This is a genomic window from Ectothiorhodospira sp. PHS-1 (assembly GCF_000225005.1).
GTDB lineage: Bacteria > Pseudomonadota > Gammaproteobacteria > Ectothiorhodospirales > Ectothiorhodospiraceae > Ectothiorhodospira.
The window spans coordinates 12,462-29,354 of sequence record NZ_AGBG01000026.1; the positions used below are offsets into that span (position 1 = coordinate 12,462).

Annotated in this window: 14 protein-coding genes; 12 read left to right on the forward strand and 2 right to left on the reverse strand. The window is 65.3% G+C overall.

Annotated features, from left to right (window positions below; all coding sequences use genetic code 11):
• Both aroC and ECTPHS_RS10845 read left to right on the forward strand, forming a co-directional pair.
• Entirely contained in the window at positions 1 to 1,101 is a 1,101-nt protein-coding gene (gene aroC, locus ECTPHS_RS10840; RefSeq protein WP_008932791.1) for a chorismate synthase, read from the forward strand.
• Between the two features lie 34 nt (positions 1,102 to 1,135).
• Complete coding sequence (locus tag ECTPHS_RS10845) at positions 1,136 to 2,314, forward strand: MFS transporter (RefSeq protein ID WP_008932792.1); 1,179 nt, start codon at positions 1,136 to 1,138, stop codon at positions 2,312 to 2,314.
• Positions 2,315 to 2,374: 60 nt separating this feature from the next.
• Here ECTPHS_RS10845 and ECTPHS_RS10850 read toward each other — a convergent pair whose 3' ends face one another.
• Positions 2,375 to 3,247, reverse strand: a complete 873-nt coding sequence (locus ECTPHS_RS10850) for a LysR family transcriptional regulator (protein WP_008932793.1) — start codon at positions 3,245 to 3,247, stop codon at positions 2,375 to 2,377.
• Positions 3,248 to 3,439: 192 nt separating this feature from the next.
• On the opposite strand from ECTPHS_RS10850, the gene leuC reads away from it, so the two are divergent.
• The 10 genes from leuC to draG all read left to right on the forward strand — a co-directional run bounded on the left by leuC (position 3,440) and on the right by draG (position 15,645).
• Positions 3,440 to 4,846 carry a 3-isopropylmalate dehydratase large subunit gene (gene leuC, locus ECTPHS_RS10855; protein ID WP_008932794.1) on the forward strand — a complete coding sequence of 469 codons (1,407 nt, stop codon included), beginning with the start codon at positions 3,440 to 3,442 and terminating at the stop codon, positions 4,844 to 4,846.
• Positions 4,847 to 4,863: 17 nt separating this feature from the next.
• Positions 4,864 to 5,499 (forward strand): 3-isopropylmalate dehydratase small subunit, encoded by a 636-nt coding sequence (gene leuD, locus ECTPHS_RS10860; RefSeq protein ID WP_008932795.1) that lies wholly within the window; start codon positions 4,864 to 4,866, stop codon positions 5,497 to 5,499.
• Between the two features lie 101 nt (positions 5,500 to 5,600).
• Positions 5,601 to 6,680, forward strand: a complete 1,080-nt coding sequence (gene leuB, locus ECTPHS_RS10865; protein WP_008932796.1) for a 3-isopropylmalate dehydrogenase — start codon at positions 5,601 to 5,603, stop codon at positions 6,678 to 6,680.
• Positions 6,681 to 6,798: 118 nt separating this feature from the next.
• Positions 6,799 to 7,821, forward strand: coding sequence for an aspartate-semialdehyde dehydrogenase (locus ECTPHS_RS10870; RefSeq protein ID WP_008932797.1), 1,023 nt, complete (start codon positions 6,799 to 6,801; stop codon positions 7,819 to 7,821).
• Positions 7,822 to 7,938: 117 nt separating this feature from the next.
• Positions 7,939 to 10,728: a FimV/HubP family polar landmark protein gene (locus ECTPHS_RS10875; RefSeq protein ID WP_246828359.1), complete on the forward strand. Its 2,790-nt coding sequence runs from the start codon at positions 7,939 to 7,941 to the stop codon at positions 10,726 to 10,728.
• 34 nt (positions 10,729 to 10,762) lie between these two features.
• Positions 10,763 to 11,446, forward strand: coding sequence for a CbiQ family ECF transporter T component (locus tag ECTPHS_RS10880; protein ID WP_008932799.1), 684 nt, complete (start codon positions 10,763 to 10,765; stop codon positions 11,444 to 11,446).
• Between the two features lie 49 nt (positions 11,447 to 11,495).
• Complete coding sequence (truA, locus tag ECTPHS_RS10885; RefSeq protein WP_008932800.1) at positions 11,496 to 12,296, forward strand: tRNA pseudouridine(38-40) synthase TruA; 801 nt, start codon at positions 11,496 to 11,498, stop codon at positions 12,294 to 12,296.
• A 180-nt stretch (positions 12,297 to 12,476) separates the two neighbouring features.
• Complete coding sequence (gene nifB / locus ECTPHS_RS10890) at positions 12,477 to 13,994, forward strand: nitrogenase cofactor biosynthesis protein NifB (protein WP_008932801.1); 1,518 nt, start codon at positions 12,477 to 12,479, stop codon at positions 13,992 to 13,994.
• 52 nt (positions 13,995 to 14,046) lie between these two features.
• Positions 14,047 to 14,751 carry a nitrogen fixation protein NifQ gene (locus ECTPHS_RS10895; RefSeq protein ID WP_008932802.1) on the forward strand — a complete coding sequence of 235 codons (705 nt, stop codon included), beginning with the start codon at positions 14,047 to 14,049 and terminating at the stop codon, positions 14,749 to 14,751.
• Positions 14,752 to 15,645, forward strand: coding sequence for an ADP-ribosyl-[dinitrogen reductase] hydrolase (gene draG, locus ECTPHS_RS10900; protein WP_008932803.1), 894 nt, complete (start codon positions 14,752 to 14,754; stop codon positions 15,643 to 15,645).
• On the opposite strand, the gene ECTPHS_RS10905 is transcribed toward draG, so the two are convergent.
• Positions 15,642 to 16,823 (reverse strand): alanine--glyoxylate aminotransferase family protein, encoded by a 1,182-nt coding sequence (locus ECTPHS_RS10905; protein WP_008932804.1) that lies wholly within the window; start codon positions 16,821 to 16,823, stop codon positions 15,642 to 15,644. The two genes, draG and ECTPHS_RS10905, sit on opposite strands and share 4 nt — an antisense overlap.
• Positions 16,824 to 16,893: the final 70 nt, after the last annotated feature.

A 16,893-nucleotide genomic window follows, 5' to 3' on the forward strand; every position in this document is an offset into this window, starting at 1 on the left:
GTGTCGGGCAACACCATCGGCAAGCTGTTCACGGTCACCGGCTTCGGTGAGAGCCACGGGCCGGCCATCGGCTGCATCGTCGATGGCTGTCCGCCCGGACTGGCCCTGTGCGAGGCCGACCTGCAGCAGGACCTGGAGCGGCGGCGACCGGGCAAGACCCGGCACACCACCCAGCGTCGGGAACCGGACCAGGTGAAGATCCTCTCCGGGGTGTTCGAGGGGCGCACCACCGGCACGCCCATCGCCCTGATGATCGAGAATACCGATCAGCGCTCCAAGGACTATGCCGACATCGCCCGGCAGTTCCGGCCGGGCCATGCGGACTATACCTACCACAAGAAATACGGCCTGCGGGATTACCGGGGCGGCGGCCGCAGTTCCGCCCGGGAGACCGCCATGCGGGTGGCGGCCGGTGCCATTGCCAAGAAATACCTCCGGGAACGTTTCGGTGTCCAGGTGCGGGGCTATCTGGCCCAGCTCGGCCCCATCCGCGCCCGGCAGGTGGACTGGTCCGTGGTGGAGACCAATCCCTTCTTCTGCCCGGACCCGGACCGGGTGCCGGAGATGGAGGCCTACATGGATGAGCTGCGCAAGTCCGGCGATTCCATCGGCGCCCGCATCAACGTGGTGGCCACCGGGCTGCCCCCCGGCTGGGGCGAGCCCATCTTCGATCGCCTGGACGCGGACATTGCCCATGCCATGATGGGCATCAACGCGGTCAAGGCGGTGGAGATCGGTGACGGCTTCGCCTGCGTGGAGCAGAAGGGCACCGAGCACCGGGACGAGATGCTGCCCGAGGGCTTTGCCTCCAACCATGCCGGAGGCGTGCTGGGAGGTATCTCCAGCGGCCAGGACATTCGCGTCAGCATCGCTCTGAAACCGACGTCCAGCCTGCGCATCCCGGGGCGCTCCCTGGACGTGGACGGACAGCCGATTGAGGTGATCACCACCGGACGTCATGACCCCTGCGTGGGCATTCGCGCCACCCCCATTGCCGAGGCCATGCTGGCCATCGTCCTGATGGACCATGCCCTGCGGCATCGGGGACAGAACGGCGATGTGTCGGTGACCATGGCGGACATTCCCGCGGGACAGCCCTGAGCGGCCATCCCGCCGCGCCATCATGTAAAACCCCATGCCTGCCGCCTACTGGAAACTTTCCAGCTTCTATTTTTTCTATTTCGCCAGTATCGGCGCCTTCATGCCCTACTGGGGGCTGTATCTGAACGAGCAGGGGTTCTCCGCCGGACAGATCGGTGAGCTGATGGCCATCGTGCTGGCCACCAAGATCATCGCCCCCAATGTCTGGGGCTGGGTGGCGGATCATACGGGGCGTCGCACCCTGGTCATCCGCATCGCCGCCGCCCTGGCCATGCTGTGCTTTTCCGGGCTGCTGTTCTACAGCGGCTACTGGTGGATCGCCGTGGTGATGGCCTTGTTCAGCTTCTTCTGGAACGCGGCCTTGCCCCAGTTCGAGGCCACCACCATGAATCACCTGGGCAAGAGCACCCATGCCTACAGCCGCATCCGGCTCTGGGGGTCCATCGGTTTCGTGCTCTCCGTGGGTTCCCTGGGGGCGGTGTTCGAACGGGTGGATGTGGCTGTCCTGCCCTGGATCGTGCTGGTGCTGCTGGGCTTCATGTGGCTGAGCACCCTGCAGGTCCGTGATGGTCAGGCGCCGGTGCACGAGTCTGCCCCCGTCTCTATCTGGTCCACCCTGTCCAGTCCGGCGGTGATCCTGCTGCTGGTGGCCTGTTTCCTGATGCAGGCCAGTCATGGCCCCTATTACGCCTTCTTCACCCTGTATCTGGAACTCCACGGCTACACCCGGACCATGGCCGGTTATCTCTGGGCCCTGGGGGTGCTGGCGGAGGTGGGCGTGTTCCTCATGATGCACCGGTGGCTGCCCCGTTTCGGTGCCTGGCCGTTGCTGGCGGTGGCCATGTTCGTCACCATGGTGCGCTGGGCCCTGCTGCCGCTGTTCGTGGACAGCCTGCCCATCATCATCCTGGTGCAGCTCATGCACGCGGCCAGTTACGGGCTCTACCACGCGGCCGCCATCTCTCTGGTGCACCAGTTCTTCGTGGGGCGCCAGCAGGGCCGGGGGCAGGCCTTGTATTCCTCCCTGAGCTTCGGCATGGGCGGGGCCATCGGTGCCCTGATCAGCGGCTATGTCTGGGATGGCCTGGGGCCGGCCTGGGTCTATGTGATGGCCTCGGTGATGGCGGGTCTGGGCTGGCTGGCCGCCATGGCCGGCAGCCGGGCCTGGAAGGCCGCCTGGGGGCGTGCCCCATCTTCCCGAAGCAATTATTAATCGAGGCCCTATGTGCCGCCCGCGCAGCTACGGTGCGCGAAGGGGTGGAACCTCGTATCCCTACGGCATCGCCCGCTGAGCCTCCAGCAGCCGGATCAGGGCGGTGGCGGCATTGGAACGGGTGCGTTCCCGGTGGATGACCCAGCCCAGTGACCGCTCCATGGTCAGCCCCTCCAGCGCCAGCCGTTGCAGGGATTCCCCCATGGACAGGGGCAATACGCCCCAGCCCAGCCCGATCCCGACCATCATCTGAATGGTCTCCAGATAATTGGTCTCAAGAATCCGGGCGGGGGCAATGCCCAGGGGCAGGAAGGCCCGTTCCACCAGACCTCGGGTGAAGGTGCCCGCCGGCGGCAGGATGGCGGCATGGGCATTGAGCCGTTGCGGGGTGACATCCCCCCGGGTCAGATCATGATCCGGCGCGGCCATGGGCACCAGCGGGTCATCCCAGATCACCCGGCAGCCCAGCAGGGGAGAGGGCCTCTCCGGCAGCGTCACCACCGCCAGATCCACCAGCCCCTGTTCCGCAAACCGGCAGGCATCCTCGGAATCCATGAAGCGGATGTCCAGCTCCACGGCGGGATATTGCCGGGCGAAGGCCTTGAGCACCGGCGGCAGACGCCGCAGGCCGATGTGATGGGAGGTGGCCAGCACCAGGGGGCCTTCCACCCGGTCCGACAGACTGTCCAGGAGCCGACGGGTCTCTTCCAGGTCCAGCAGGATGCGCCGGGCCTGGGGCAGCAATACGCGACCCGCCTCGGTCAGGCTGACCTGGCGGCCGATGCGGTCGAACAGCCGGCGTCCCAGTTCTTCCTCCAGGGCGGCCACCCGCTTGCTCACCGCCGGTTGGGTCAGGTGCAGCATTTCCGCGGCCCGGGAAAAGGAGCCGGCGGTGGCAACGGCGGTGAAGGCTTTCAGGTTATCGATCAGCATGGAGAATCATCATGGCAGAGTGGCTGAGACTGATCTTGATCCTTCTCCCCGCCTGGGAGAAGGGCCGGGGATGAAGGGCCTCATGATCGGGATGTGCATTCTTTATGGGAATCTCATTCATGAATAACATGAATTTGTGTTATCAAACAGATCGGCCTATCCTCATTCCCAGCGTACACCGAGGTAAGCGTGATGACTGCAAAGACCCTTTACGACAAGCTCTGGGATGCCCACGTGGTCCGTACCGAAGAGGACGGCACCGCGCTCCTGTATATCGACCGGCATCTGGTCCACGAGGTGACCTCGCCCCAGGCCTTCGAGGGCCTGCGACTGGCCGGCCGCAAGCCCTGGCGCAGCCACTCCGTGGTGGCGGTCCCCGACCACAACGTACCCACCCGTGATCGGGATCAGGGCATCGCCGATCCGGTCTCCCGCACCCAGGTGGAGACCCTGCAGCAGAACGTGCGGCATTTCGGGCTCACCTTTTTCCCCATGGGGGACATCCGCCAGGGTATCGTCCATGTGATTGGACCGGAGCAGGGGGCCACCCTGCCGGGCATGACCGTGGTCTGTGGCGATTCCCACACCTCCACCCACGGCGCCTTCGGTGCCCTGGCCATGGGCATCGGCACCTCCGAGGTGGAGCATGTGCTGGCCACCCAGTGCCTGTTGCAGAAGAAAATGAAGAGCATGCTCATCTCCGTGGACGGGCAGGTGGGTCCTGGTGTCACCGCCAAGGACATCGTGCTGGCCATCATCGGCGAGATCGGCACCGCCGGTGGTACCGGCTATGCCATCGAGTTCGGGGGAGACGCTATCCGCGCCCTGTCCATGGAAGGACGCATGACCGTCTGCAACATGGCCATCGAGGCCGGTGCCCGTGCCGGCATGGTGGCGGTGGACGACACCACCATTGATTACGTCAAGGGTCGTCCCTTTGCACCCAAGGGGGCCTACTGGCACCAGGCGGTGGCGGCCTGGCGCGAACTCCATTCCGATCCCGATGCCCGGTTCGACCGGGTGGTGCATATCGACGCCGCCGGTATCGAACCTCAGGTGACCTGGGGCACCTCTCCCGAAATGGTGTTGCCGGTCTCCGGCAAGGTCCCCAACCCGGACGCGGTGGCCGACGAGGTGAAGGCCAACGGCATGCGCCGGGCCCTGGAATACATGGGCCTGACCGCCGGCATGCCGGTGTCCGACATCACCGTGGACAAGATTTTCATCGGTTCCTGTACCAATGCCCGCCTGGAGGATATCCGCGCCGCCGCCGAGGTGGTCAAGGGACGTCGCGTGGCCGGGAACGTGAAGCTGGCCCTGGTGGTGCCAGGTTCCGGGTTGGTGAAGCAGCAGGCGGAACAGGAGGGGCTGGATCGCATCTTCCTGGATGCCGGGTTCGAATGGCGCGAACCGGGCTGTTCCATGTGCCTGGCCATGAATGCGGACCGGCTTGAGCCCGGCGAGCGTTGCGCCTCCACCTCCAACCGCAATTTCGAGAGTCGTCAGGGCTTGGGTGGCCGCACCCATCTGGTGAGTCCGGCCATGGCCGCGGCGGCGGCGGTGACGGGCCGATTCGTGGACGTGCGTGAGCTCAACTGACAAAAGGTACCGCAGTGATGGAAAAATTCGAGACACTCAACGCCCTGGTCTGTCCGCTGGACCGCTCCAACGTGGATACGGACGCCATCATCCCCAAGCAGTACCTCAAGTCCGTGAAACGCACCGGTTTCGGCCCCAACCTGTTCGATGACTGGCGCTACCTGGACCCGGGTGAGCCGGGCATGGACCACAGCCGGCGTCGGGTGAACCCCGACTTCGTACTCAACCAGCCTCGCTACGAGGGGGCGCGGATCCTGCTGGCGCGCAAGAACTTCGGTTGCGGTTCCTCTCGCGAACACGCGGTATGGGCCCTGACCAACTACGGTTTTCGCGTGGTCATCGCGCCGAGCTTTGCGGACATCTTCTTCAACAACAGCTTCAAGAACGGCCTGCTGCCCCTGATTCTGGACGAGGCCATTGTCGATCAACTGTTCCGCGAGGCCGAGGCCTCGCCGGGCTACAGGCTGACCGTGGACCTTCAGGCCCAGACCGTGGTGACGCCATCCGGGGCATCCTTCCCGTTCCAGGTGGACCCCTTCCGCCGCCACTGCCTGCTCAATGGTCTGGATGACATCGGCCTGACCTTGCAGCACGGGGAGGATATCCGGGCCTACGAGGCCCGTCGTCGGACCGAGGCGCCCTGGCTGTTCTGAGCCTTTCCCCTCATCCCCGGCCCTTCTCCCCCAAGGGGGAGAAGAGAGCCCCATGCAAAGCCCCTCTCTCCAATTCCACTCATCGCGGAGAATCGACATTCATGACCCAGAACATTCTCATCCTGCCCGGTGACGGCATCGGCCCGGAAATCGTTGCCGAGGCCACTCGTCTTCTCAACGCGCTCAAGGACCGTTTCGGCCTGGCCGTGGAACTGGAAGAGGCCCCCATCGGTGGCGCAGGCTATGATGCCGCCGGCAAGCCACTGCCCGACGAGACCCTGGCCCTGGCCCGGGCTGCCGATGCGATCCTGCTGGGTGCCGTGGGCGGCCCCCGCTATGACCAGCTGGCCTGGGAACTGCGCCCCGAACGGGGGCTGCTGGCCATCCGCTCCGAGCTGGCCCTGTTCTCCAACCTGCGCCCGGCCATCCTCTATCCGCAGCTGGCATCCGCCTCGGCCCTGAAGCCGGAGATCGTCGGCGGCCTGGACATCATGATCCTGCGCGAGCTGACCGGCGGTGCCTACTTCGGCAAGCCCCGCGGCATCCAGGCCCGCGAGGACGGGGTGCGGGAAGGCTTCAACACCATCATCTATTCCGAGCCGGAAATCGAACGCATCGTACGCAGTGGTTTCGAGATCGCCATGAAACGTGATCGCCGCCTGTGTTCGGTGGACAAGGCCAATGTGCTGGAAGTCTCCCAGCTCTGGCGCGAGGTGGCCGAGCGGGTGGCCAAGGAGTACCCGGAGGTGGCCCTGTCCCACATGTACGTGGACAATGCGGCCATGCAGCTGGTGCGGGCACCCAAGCAGTTCGACGTGATCGTGACGGAAAACATGTTCGGCGATATCCTCTCCGATGCCGCCGCCATGCTCACCGGTTCCATCGGTATGTTGCCTTCCGCCTCCCTGGATGCCGGGGGCAAGGGTATGTACGAACCCATTCACGGCTCCGCCCCGGACATCGCCGGCCAGGGCGTGGCCAATCCGCTGGCCACCTTGCTGTCGGTGGCCATGATGCTGCGCTACACCCTGAACGAAGAGGCCCAGGCCGCCCGCGTGGAAGCCGCGGTAGGCCGTGTGCTGGATCAGGGGCTGCGCACCGCCGACATCTGGACCGAAGGCTGCCGCAAGGTGGGAACCCGGGAGATGGGCGAGGCCGTGGTGGCCGAGCTGGCGGACTGACGGGCAAGGCAGACGATGGCCGGTATCCGGGATTTTCGTGCGGATACCGGCGTACCTGTTAGACTGATACACAACGCAGTTCGAACGACAGATACCGAATCCAAGGAATTATTGAACGATGAGCAAAACCTATGATGTGGCCGTGGTCGGCGCCACCGGCGCCGTGGGCGAGACCATGTTGTCCATCCTGGCGGAACGCAAGTTCCCGGTAGGCAATGTCCATGCCGTGGCCAGCAGCCGCTCCGCCGGCAGCCGGGTGGCCTTCGGTAACAAGCAACTGGTGGTGGAAGACCTGGCCACCTTCGATTTCTCCAAGGTGCAGATCGGCCTGTTTTCACCCGGTGCCTCCGTCTCCAAGGAGTATGCGCCCAAGGCCGCGGCCGCCGGTTGTGTGGTGATCGACAATACCTCCCAGTTCCGTTATGACGATGACATTCCGCTGGTGGTACCGGAGGTCAACCCCCACGCGGTGGCCGGGTACAAGAACCGCGGCATCATTGCCAACCCCAACTGCTCCACCATCCAGATGCTGGTGGCCCTCAAGCCCCTGCACGATGCCGCCGGCATCGAGCGCATCAACGTGGCCACCTACCAGGCCGTGTCCGGCACCGGCAAGGAGGCCATCGAGGAACTGGCTACCCAGACCGCCCAGTTGCTCAACGGCAAGCCGGTGGAATGCAAGGTCTATCCCAAGCAGATCGCCTTCAACGTACTGCCGCACATCGACGTCTTCATGGAGAATGGCTACACCAAGGAAGAAATGAAGATGGTCTGGGAGACCCGCAAGATCATGGAAGACGACCGGATCCAGGTGAACCCCACTGCGGTGCGCGTACCCGTGTTCTACGGTCATTCCGAGGCGGTGCACATCGAGACCCGCGACAAGCTCACCGCCGAACAGGCCCGTGACCTGCTGTCCAGGGCGCCCGGCGTGGTGGTCATGGACGAACGCCGTGACGGCGGTTATCCCACGGCGGTTACGGAAAGTGCTTCCCAGGATCCGGTGTTTGTCGGGCGCATCCGGGAAGACATCTCCCATCCCCGCGGCCTGAACCTGTGGGTGGTGGCGGACAATGTCCGCAAGGGCGCGGCCTTGAACAGTATTCAAATCGCGGAAGTTTTGATAAAAGATTTTCTTTAAGCATAGGTCCTGACCTGTCCCTGCACCTGACCGGCAATGCAGTTCCGCCGGTCCGGATGCAGGGCGCGTCACATCGGCAGGGGACTTGGCCGGACCGTTTCAGAAAGGGGACATGCCGTGCGCAGACTGGCTTTGGGAACCGCCTTGTGGGCACTCATGGCGCCGGGGGCGTCCGTGGCCCTTGGCTTGGGGGAGATCGATACCCGTTCGGCACTGAATCAGCCCCTGCGGGCGGAGATCCACCTCTTGTCCGTGCGCCCCGGGGAGATGGAAGACCTGGTGGTCAGGCTGGCCCCCGATGCCCTGTTTCAGCGTCTGGGCATTGATCGCGCCCACCTGCTCTCCGATCTTCAGTTCGAGCCGGTCACCACGTCGGATGGACGTCATGTGATTCGGGTCACCTCCCGTAACCCCATCCGCGAACCCTTCCTGAATTTCCTGATTGAAGCCAGCTGGCCCGGTGGTCGACTGGTCCGTGAGTACACCGTGCTCCTGGATCCGCCCACCATGTTCGAACGGGCACAGCCGCCGGCCCCCGCCGTGACCGCTCCCGCTCCGGTCGACCGCCGTCCGCCGCCACCTGGTACGCCCCGCCCGGATGCCGCGACTCCCCCCCCGTCCACCTACCGGGTCAGGGGAGGGGACACCATGTGGGACCTGGGCACGCGACTGCGTCCGGATGCCGGTATCTCGGTCGAACAGATGATGATGGCCCTGTTGCGCGCCAATCCCGAGGCGTTCCCCGACGACAACATCAACAATGTCCGCAGCGGTAGCGTGCTGCGGGTGCCCGGACGTGACGAGATCATGGCCCTGAGCGCGGCGGAGGCCCGTCGCGAGGTGGCCGCTCAGCACCGTCTGTGGCGGGAGTATCGGGCCCGTGCCGCCGAACAGCCGCCCAGGCCCCAGGTTCCAGCCGCGCCGGATGCACCGCCCGCGCCCCCCGCCGTGGCACTGCCGGATCCGGCGCCGAGGACGGCGGAGGAGGGGCGCCTGGAGATTGTGGCCGAACCCGATGCCCGGACGGCCGATCGGGCGGCACGCCTGGAACAGGAACTGACCCTGCTGCGGGAGACCAGTGAAACCCGGCGCCAGGAAAGTCTCGAACTGCGGGACCGCATCCGCGAACTGGAAGACCTGCTGGAACGTCAGGGTCGCCTGCTGGCACTGAACAATCAGCAACTGGCACAGTTGCAACGGCAACTGGCCCTTGCCCAGGGCGAGGACATGGATGCCATGCCCGCGCCGGTGCCGCCCTCGGCACCGATGATCCCCGAACTCCTGCCGCCCGCGGTGCCTGAGGTCCCACCGGAGGCCCCGGCCCCGGCCCCGGCCCCGGCCCCGGCTGCGCCTGCCGCTCCCCAGCCTTCCGTCACCGCACCGGCACCTCAGCCCCAGGCGACCGGCTTCCTGGCCGAGCTGTTGCGCAGCCCGTCCCTGCTGATCGGCGGGGGCTTCGGTATCCTTCTCATCCTTGCCCTGATCCTGCTGACCCTGCGGCGTCTGCGTGGTCAGTCCGATGAGGCCGGGGAGGCGACCGCCCCGCCGGTGCGTTCGTTCCGTGAGCAGGAGACGCCGGCTTCCGCGGTCGGTACCGGTACCGCCACCCTGACCACCGGGGCCGCGGCGGCGGGTGCCGGTCTGGCCGCGACGGCGACCAGACCCGCTTCGTCCGGGACCATGACGGATGGCGAAACTGATCAGATTGATCTCACTTCCACTGCCATGATGGATACCGTGGAGACCCAGTTGCCCCAGGTCCCCGTGTCCGCCGCGGACGGTACGTCTTCCGAGGCGGGCAGCTGGGATGAAGTGATCAACGACGACACCATCGCCGAAGCTGATGTCTACCTGGCCTACGGCCTCTACCAGCAGGCCGAGGATCTACTCAAGGAGGCCCTGGCCCGCGAACCCGAGCGTCCCGATTACCAGTTCAAGCTGGCGGAAACCTACTTTGCCACCGGCAACCAGAGTGCCTTCGACGAGATGGCGGCACGAATGTTCGAACTCAAGGGAGACCGTGCCTCCGCCCTGTGGGATCGACTGGTGACCATGGGGCAGGAGCTGAGTCCGGGTAACAGCCTCTACCAGGGCATGGGCAAGGCATCTTCCCCAGTGTCTTCGGCGGGTAGGGACGACAGCGATCTCCTGAGTATGCAGGATCTGGACGTTTCTCTCGGTGACGTGGATTTTGATATTCGTGATGACCTGGATGCCCTGGCGACGGATCGTTCCGATGCTTCCGGTATCGATGAGGAAGCACCGACGGCACTGCAGCCAGGGAATGAAGAAGAAGCGCCGACCCGCTTGCAGGATGCTGGCTCCGATATTGCGACGCCGGCCGAGCCAACCCGGGATGCCGGGAGGGTTCGGGATGAGGAGGAGGACACCCTCCAGTTCAATCTGGGGGACCTGGATTTCGACATTGACGAACTGGAGTCGGAGTCCGCCAAACCACGCCAGGCGTCGGTGGATCAGGAGGATGATACGGTCAATATTGACCGGCCTGAACGTCAATCCGTCTCGACGTCTGATCGGCCGGCGGAACCGCCGTCCCCCGGGGACGAGGCAACGCTGGAAATCGATCTCAAGGATCTGGACTGGGCGGATGAAGACGCCACCCTCAAGGTGTCCGAGTCCTCCAGGAAGGACGATGCGGACGATACGGTACGTCTGTTGGAGGACTCCTTTACCGAAGATGATCTGAGAAATCTGGAGGACGACACCCAGAGTCTGGAAGATGCCTTCGGCCTCGGCGATGAAGTCAGCACCAAGCTGGACCTGGCCCGCGCCTACATCGACATGGGCGACGCGGAAGGTGCCCGCGCCACCCTGGAAGAAGTCCTGGCGGAAGGTGATGCCCTGCAGCAGCAGGAGGCTCGGGAACTGCTGGATCAGATCCGTTGACCCTGCTCCGGCGTGATGTTGAGTGTCTGAGCGGATGCACCCGGCCCTGAAGATTCTGGGTGTCGTCCTGTTCATCCTGTGCGTCGCCCAGGCCGGCTGGGCCGTGCTGGCGGTGGGCGGTCTACTGGCCGCCGTCGCGCTGGCGGCCACCGGCGCCGAGGGCGTGGGGCGGTTCCTGGCGATGTCCCGCCGCCTCAAGTGGTTCTTTCTTTCCATCATCCTGATCTTTGGCTGGTTCACCCCCGGTACGCCGTTGCTGGAATGGATGGGGGCCTGGTCTCCGGGGCGGGAAGGTCTGGTGATGGGCCTGCAGCGGACCCTGGTGCTGGTACTGGCGGTGGCCGCCGTGGTCTGGTTACTGCATGTCACCTCGCGGGAATCCCTGGTCAAGGGGCTGTTGTGGCTCACCCGTCCCCTGGCGCCGCTGGGCTTGCCCCGGGAACGTTTCGCCGTGCGGCTGGTGCTGACCCTGGAGGCACTGCCCCAAGTCCGGATACTGGCCGCCGCCGGTCGTCCGGATACCACGCCGCAAGGCCCCAAGGCGCGGCTTCAGGGGCTGGGGCAGCGGGCCACCGGTCTGTTTCGGCAGGTGCTGGAGCAAGCGGAGAAGGCGCCGCTGGAGCCCATTCGCCTGGATCCCGTGCCGCCACCGGGACCGGGTCAGTGGCTGTTGCTGTGCCTGATCCTGCTACCGCTGCTGCTGGCCGCCCTGCACTGATGCCGGGAACTGGTATCATCCCGCCTCCCATTCATGCCCCACGAATCCAATGAACGACACCCCCCGTCGACTGGCGATCGGACTTGAATACGACGGCTCCGGATTCCGGGGCTGGCAGCAGCAAAAAGATGGCCGCACCATCCAGCCCCTGGTGGAACGGGCGCTGGCCAAGGTGGCGGATCATCCCGTGCAGGTGACCTGTGCCGGCCGTACCGATGCCGGGGTGCATGCCACCTGTCAGATCGTGCATTTCGATACCACCGCCGACCGTCCGCCCCATGCCTGGTTGCTGGGCGGCAACAGCAATCTCACGCCGGAGATCAGTCTGCAGTGGGTCAGGCCCGTGGCACCGGATTTCCATGCCCGGTTCTCCGCTCGCTGGCGCCGTTATCGCTATGTCTTCCTGAACCGTTTGGCCCGTCCCGCCGTCCTGCGTGGGCGGGTGACCTGGTATCACCGTCCCCTGGCGGCGGAGCCCATGCACGAGGCGGCCCAGCATCTGCTGGGCGAACATGATTTCAGCAGTTTCCGTGCCCTGGGTTGTCAGGCCCGTCATCCCATCCGGGAGGTGCAGTCGGTGTCGGTGACCCGCGATGGGGATTTCATCTATCTGGACATTCGGGCCAATGCCTTTTTGCATCACATGGTACGCAATATCGCCGGCGCCCTCATGTGCGTGGGTCGAGGCGAGCGGCCCAGTGACTGGTTGGCGGAACTGCGGGAAGCCCGGGATCGCAGCCAGGGCGGGGTGACGGCACCGCCGGACGGCCTGTATCTGGTTCAGGTGGGGTATGACGCGCAGTTCGACCTGCGCCCGGAGGCGGTCATTCCCCGCTACGGCTTCGTTTAGCCGGTGGCTGTGACTTTCCCGACATTTCCCTGTGGCAAGCCCCACATTCTCCCTGGGTGATCTTTTTTTTATCCATTAAAAACAGATAAATACCACCCATTAAAGGCCGGGCACAGGTCTTGCATCCCTCCAGGAAAACCAAGTCAATCCCGCTGCGGCGGGCACCCTGGGAGGATTGTGATGGACCCAAAGCCCGACAGAATCATTCAAATCCCCGTCACCGTCCAGGGCGGGTGCGCCAGCACCAAGCCCAGTTCCGGTTGCGGCGACAGCCACGGTCGGAAACCCGGACTGCCCGCCCACATCCAGGCCAAGATCCAGGATCACCCCTGCTACTCGGAAGAGGCTCATCACCACTTTGCCCGCATGCATCTGGCGGTGGCTCCGGCCTGCAACATCCAATGTCATTACTGCAACCGCAAGTACGACTGCTCCAACGAGTCCCGTCCCGGCGTGGTGTCCGAGGTCCTCAAGCCGGCTCAGGCCATCCACAAGGCCCTGACCGTCGCGGCTTCCATCCCCGAGATGACCGTGGTGGGCATCGCCGGACCCGGTGACGCCCTGGCCAACCCAACCCGCACCTTTGCCACCTTCCGGGGCATCCGGGAGCAGGACCCCGGCATCAAGCTTTGCCTGTCCACCAACGGCCTGGCACTGCCCCAGCATGTGGATGAACTGGTCGCGCTGGGCGTGGATCATGTCACCATCACCATCAACAGCATCGACCCGGAGATCGGCGCCCGCATCCATCCCTGGGTGCTGTGGGAGCGTCGCCGGGTGTTCGGCCGGGAAGGGGCGCGGATTCTGATCAGCCAGCAGCAGAAAGGCCTGGAAATGCTGGTGGAGCGGGGCGTTCTGGTGAAGGTCAACTCGGTGATGATTCCGGGTATCAACGATCACCATCTCAAGGATGTCTCCCGCAGGGTCAAGGAGAAGGGCGCCTTCCTGCACAACGTCATGCCCCTGATCTCCGACCCGGCCCACGGCACCTATTTCGGTCTCAACGGTCAGCGTGGGCCCACCGAGGCGGAACTGTCCGCCCTGCGGGATGCGTGCGAGGGCGATATGAACATGATGCGCCATTGCCGCCAGTGCCGTGCCGACGCAGTGGGCATGCTGGGCGAGGATCGGGGCGAGGCATTTAGCCTGGCGCGCATTGATCAGGATCTGCCGGACTACGACGCGGTCCGTGAACGCCGGGATCAGGTCCAGGCGACGATCAGGGAACGCATGGCGGCGCGCAAGCGCCAGGGAGGCACTGTGACTTCAATACCTTCGGCCGGATCCGCCGCACAACCGCCCGCCCGCCCGGTGCTGATGGCGGTGGCCACCAAGGGCGGCGGCTTGGTCAATCAGCATTTCGGCTATGCCCGGGAGTTTTTGATTTACAAGGCCACGCCGGAAGGGGTTCGGTTCGAGGGGCACCGGCGGGCGGATCTGTACTGCGCCGGACCGGAGGCCTGCAATGACCGGGCCCAGGTGCTGGCCAGCACGGTGCGGGCCCTGGAGGACTGCGAGGTGCTGCTCTGTGCCCGTATCGGCATTGAACCCTGGTCGGTACTTGAGGCGGCCGGGATCATGCCCAACGGCGAGCACGCCATGGCCCCCATCGAGGATGCGGTGATGGCCGTGTACCGAGAGATGATGGCCGCCGGGCGCCTGGACATGGCCGCGGAAGAGGCGACGCAGTGCGCGTGACGCAGCCTGCAAACCCCAGGCGGTCGATGACAGGCAACATGAGGAAATACCCATGCCACTGAATCTGTCAGCGTCGAACATGGCAGCCTCACACGCCGTCACGCCGGTGCCGGCGGGTACCGTGCATTGGAAAAAAAGCCCCCATGGCCGGCACCGCGCCGGCCATCCGCCCCGGGTCGGTGGTTGTGATGAGGTTGCCGAGGCCGGCGAGGGCAGGATGGACAGCCTCCACGACCGACTGCTTGCCCATGCCGGGGGGCTGCCCAACGATGATCTGCTGGCGTGTCTGTTGTCCGCCTGGATCGGCGGTCGCGGCGTCCTGCCGGCGCATCTGGGGCTGTCCGGCAGTGACTACCGGCAGATGCTCGGTCGTCACTTTCCGGGGCTGACCCTCAATCCGCCTGCCCTGGAGCCGGTGGAGGTGCAGCGCCTGGACGAACGGCGGGATCTCCAGCAGTTGCTGCTGTCCCATCGCCGGGGACGGGATCCCTCCGAGGTCTGGCTGGCCGCCATCGTGGCCGCCGCCTGCATGGGGCTGGATCATCTCTGGCAGGATCTGGGGCTTCGCAGTCGTGATCAGCTCACCCGGCTGATGCGGGACAATTTCCCGGGGCTGGTGGCACTCAATGCCCAGGACATGAAATGGAAGAAATTCCTCTACCGCCAGCTCTGCCTGGCCGAAGACATCCTGATCTGCCGGTCACCGTCCTGTGAGGTCTGTCAGGACCATGCGGTGTGTTTCGGGCCGGAGGTCTGATTGTCGAAAGCACCACTGCAATGGGGACTGGGGGCCTATCTGGGGCTGGCCGTGGGGGATGCCCTGGGGGCCACGGTGGAGTTCATGACGCCTCGGGAGATACAGGCCGTTCATGGGGTGCATCGGCGCATCATCGGCGGCGGCTGGCTGAACCTCAAGGCCGGCGCCGTCACCGACGACACCACCATGAGCCTGGCCCTGGGTCGGGCGATCCTGGCATCCGGCGCCCTGGACGGGGTGGCCATGGCCGAGGCCTTCAGTCAGTGGATGCGGGATCGTCCGGTGGATATCGGCCATACCGTGCGTCGCGGCATCATCCGGTATCGGCGCACCGGTGAGATCGAGACGCCGCTCAACGACAATGACGCGGGCAATGGTGCCTGCATGCGGGTCCTGCCCGTGGTGCTGGCGACCCTGGACCAGCCCCTCGATACGCTCCTTGCCGCTTGCCGCCTGCAGGGGCGGATCACCCACCATCACTCTCTGTCCGACGCGGGGACAGCCTGTGTGGCCACCATGGTGCGGATGGCCGTCCAGGGCCACGGCCCCGCGGATCTGATCCAGGGGCCGGTGGAGGCGCTGGTGACGGCCCATCCGGAGTTCCGCTTTCGGGGCAAACGGGAGGAGAATCCCAGTGGATTCATCGTCCACACCCTGCGGGCGGTGTTCCAGGCCCTGTTCGACACGGACAACCTGGAAGACTGCCTGGTGGACGTGGTCAACCGGGGCGGAGATGCGGACACCACCGGGGCCATCGCCGGGATGATCGCCGGTGCCCTGTACGGTGAGGCCTCCATTCCTCACCCGTGGCGAAGTGCCCTGGATGGCCGGGTGGCGGACGCCGTCGCCACCCAGGCCCGGGCATTGATGGCGGGTACCTTTCTCTCCGCTTAGCCGGCGTATACCCGCGATGCGGCAGGCATGGCGTGGCCGCGCTCGATGGGGGCGTTCATTTCCAGCAGCACCGCTTCCAGGGCATGCAGGCAGAGTTGCACGTTCTTGCGGTTGCAGCCAAAGCCCATCAGGCCGATGCGCCAGATCTTGCCCGCCAGCGGCCCCAGTCCGGCGCCGATTTCCAGGCCGTAGCGCTCCAGCAGCAGACCGCGCACCCGGGCTTCGTCCACGCCGTCGGGCACCTTCACCGCATTGAGTTGGGGCAGGCGGTGGGCCGCGTCCACCAGCAGGTTCAGACCCATGGCCTCCAGGCCCGCCTTCAGGGCCTCGTGATGATGCCGGTGCCGTGCCCAGGCATTCTCCAGACCTTCTTCCCGCAGCAGCACCAGGGCCTCGTGGAGGGCATAGAGGGCATTGATGGGGGCGGTGTGGTGATAGGCCCGCTTGGCATTGGGACCCCAGTAGCCCATGACCAGGTTCAGGTCCATGAACCAGCTCTGCACCGGATGCTTGCGCCCCTTGATGCGGGTCACCGCGGCCTCGCTGAAACTCACCGGTGCCAGGCCCGGGGTGCAGGACAGACACTTCTGGGTACCGGAGTAGATGGCGTCCACGCCCCAGTCGTCCACCCGCAGTTCACAGCCGCCCAGGCCGGTGACGGTGTCCACGATCACCAGACAGTCATGGGCATGGGCCACCTGGGTGAGGGTCTTCACATCGGAGCAGGCCCCGGTGGAGGTCTCGGCGTGGACAAAGGCCACCAGACGGGCTTCGGGGTGGGCCGTGAGGGTGTCTTCCAGCTGCTGGGGGTCCACCGGACGACCCCACTCACATTCCACCACCACCGGGGTGCCGCCGCAGCGTTCCACGTTCTCCTTCATGCGCATGCCGAACACGCCGTTGATGCACACCACCACGGTATCGCCGGGTTCCACCAGGTTGACGAAGCAGGTTTCCATGCCGGCGGAACCGGGGGCGGAGACGGGCAGGGTGAGGGCATTCTGCGTCTGGAAGGCATACTGCAGCAGGCCCTTCATCTGATCCATCATGCCGACGAAGGCAGGGTCCAGGTGGCCGATGATGGGGCGGCTCATGGCGGCCAGCACCCGGGGGTTGATATCGGAGGGGCCGGGACCCATCAGGGTGCGAACGGGGGGGTGGAAGGACTGGATGGTCATGGTCGGCACGTCCTGTCAGAAGTGGTTGTGTATTATGGTAGGAATTTTGCAAATGGCCCGGAGTATACGA

Coding starts and splice junctions, on each gene's coding strand:
- ECTPHS_RS10845 (WP_008932792.1), top strand. CDS start 1,136: ATGCCTGCCGCCTACTGGAAACTTTCCAGCTTCTATTTTTTCTATTTC.
- ECTPHS_RS10850 (WP_008932793.1), bottom strand. CDS start 3,247: ATGCTGATCGATAACCTGAAAGCCTTCACCGCCGTTGCCACCGCCGGC.
- leuC (WP_008932794.1), top strand. CDS start 3,440: ATGACTGCAAAGACCCTTTACGACAAGCTCTGGGATGCCCACGTGGTC.
- leuD (WP_008932795.1), top strand. CDS start 4,864: ATGGAAAAATTCGAGACACTCAACGCCCTGGTCTGTCCGCTGGACCGC.
- leuB (WP_008932796.1), top strand. CDS start 5,601: ATGACCCAGAACATTCTCATCCTGCCCGGTGACGGCATCGGCCCGGAA.
- ECTPHS_RS10870 (WP_008932797.1), top strand. CDS start 6,799: ATGAGCAAAACCTATGATGTGGCCGTGGTCGGCGCCACCGGCGCCGTG.
- ECTPHS_RS10880 (WP_008932799.1), top strand. CDS start 10,763: ATGCACCCGGCCCTGAAGATTCTGGGTGTCGTCCTGTTCATCCTGTGC.
- truA (WP_008932800.1), top strand. CDS start 11,496: ATGAACGACACCCCCCGTCGACTGGCGATCGGACTTGAATACGACGGC.
- nifB (WP_008932801.1), top strand. CDS start 12,477: ATGGACCCAAAGCCCGACAGAATCATTCAAATCCCCGTCACCGTCCAG.
- ECTPHS_RS10895 (WP_008932802.1), top strand. CDS start 14,047: ATGCCACTGAATCTGTCAGCGTCGAACATGGCAGCCTCACACGCCGTC.
- ECTPHS_RS10905 (WP_008932804.1), bottom strand. CDS start 16,823: ATGACCATCCAGTCCTTCCACCCCCCCGTTCGCACCCTGATGGGTCCC.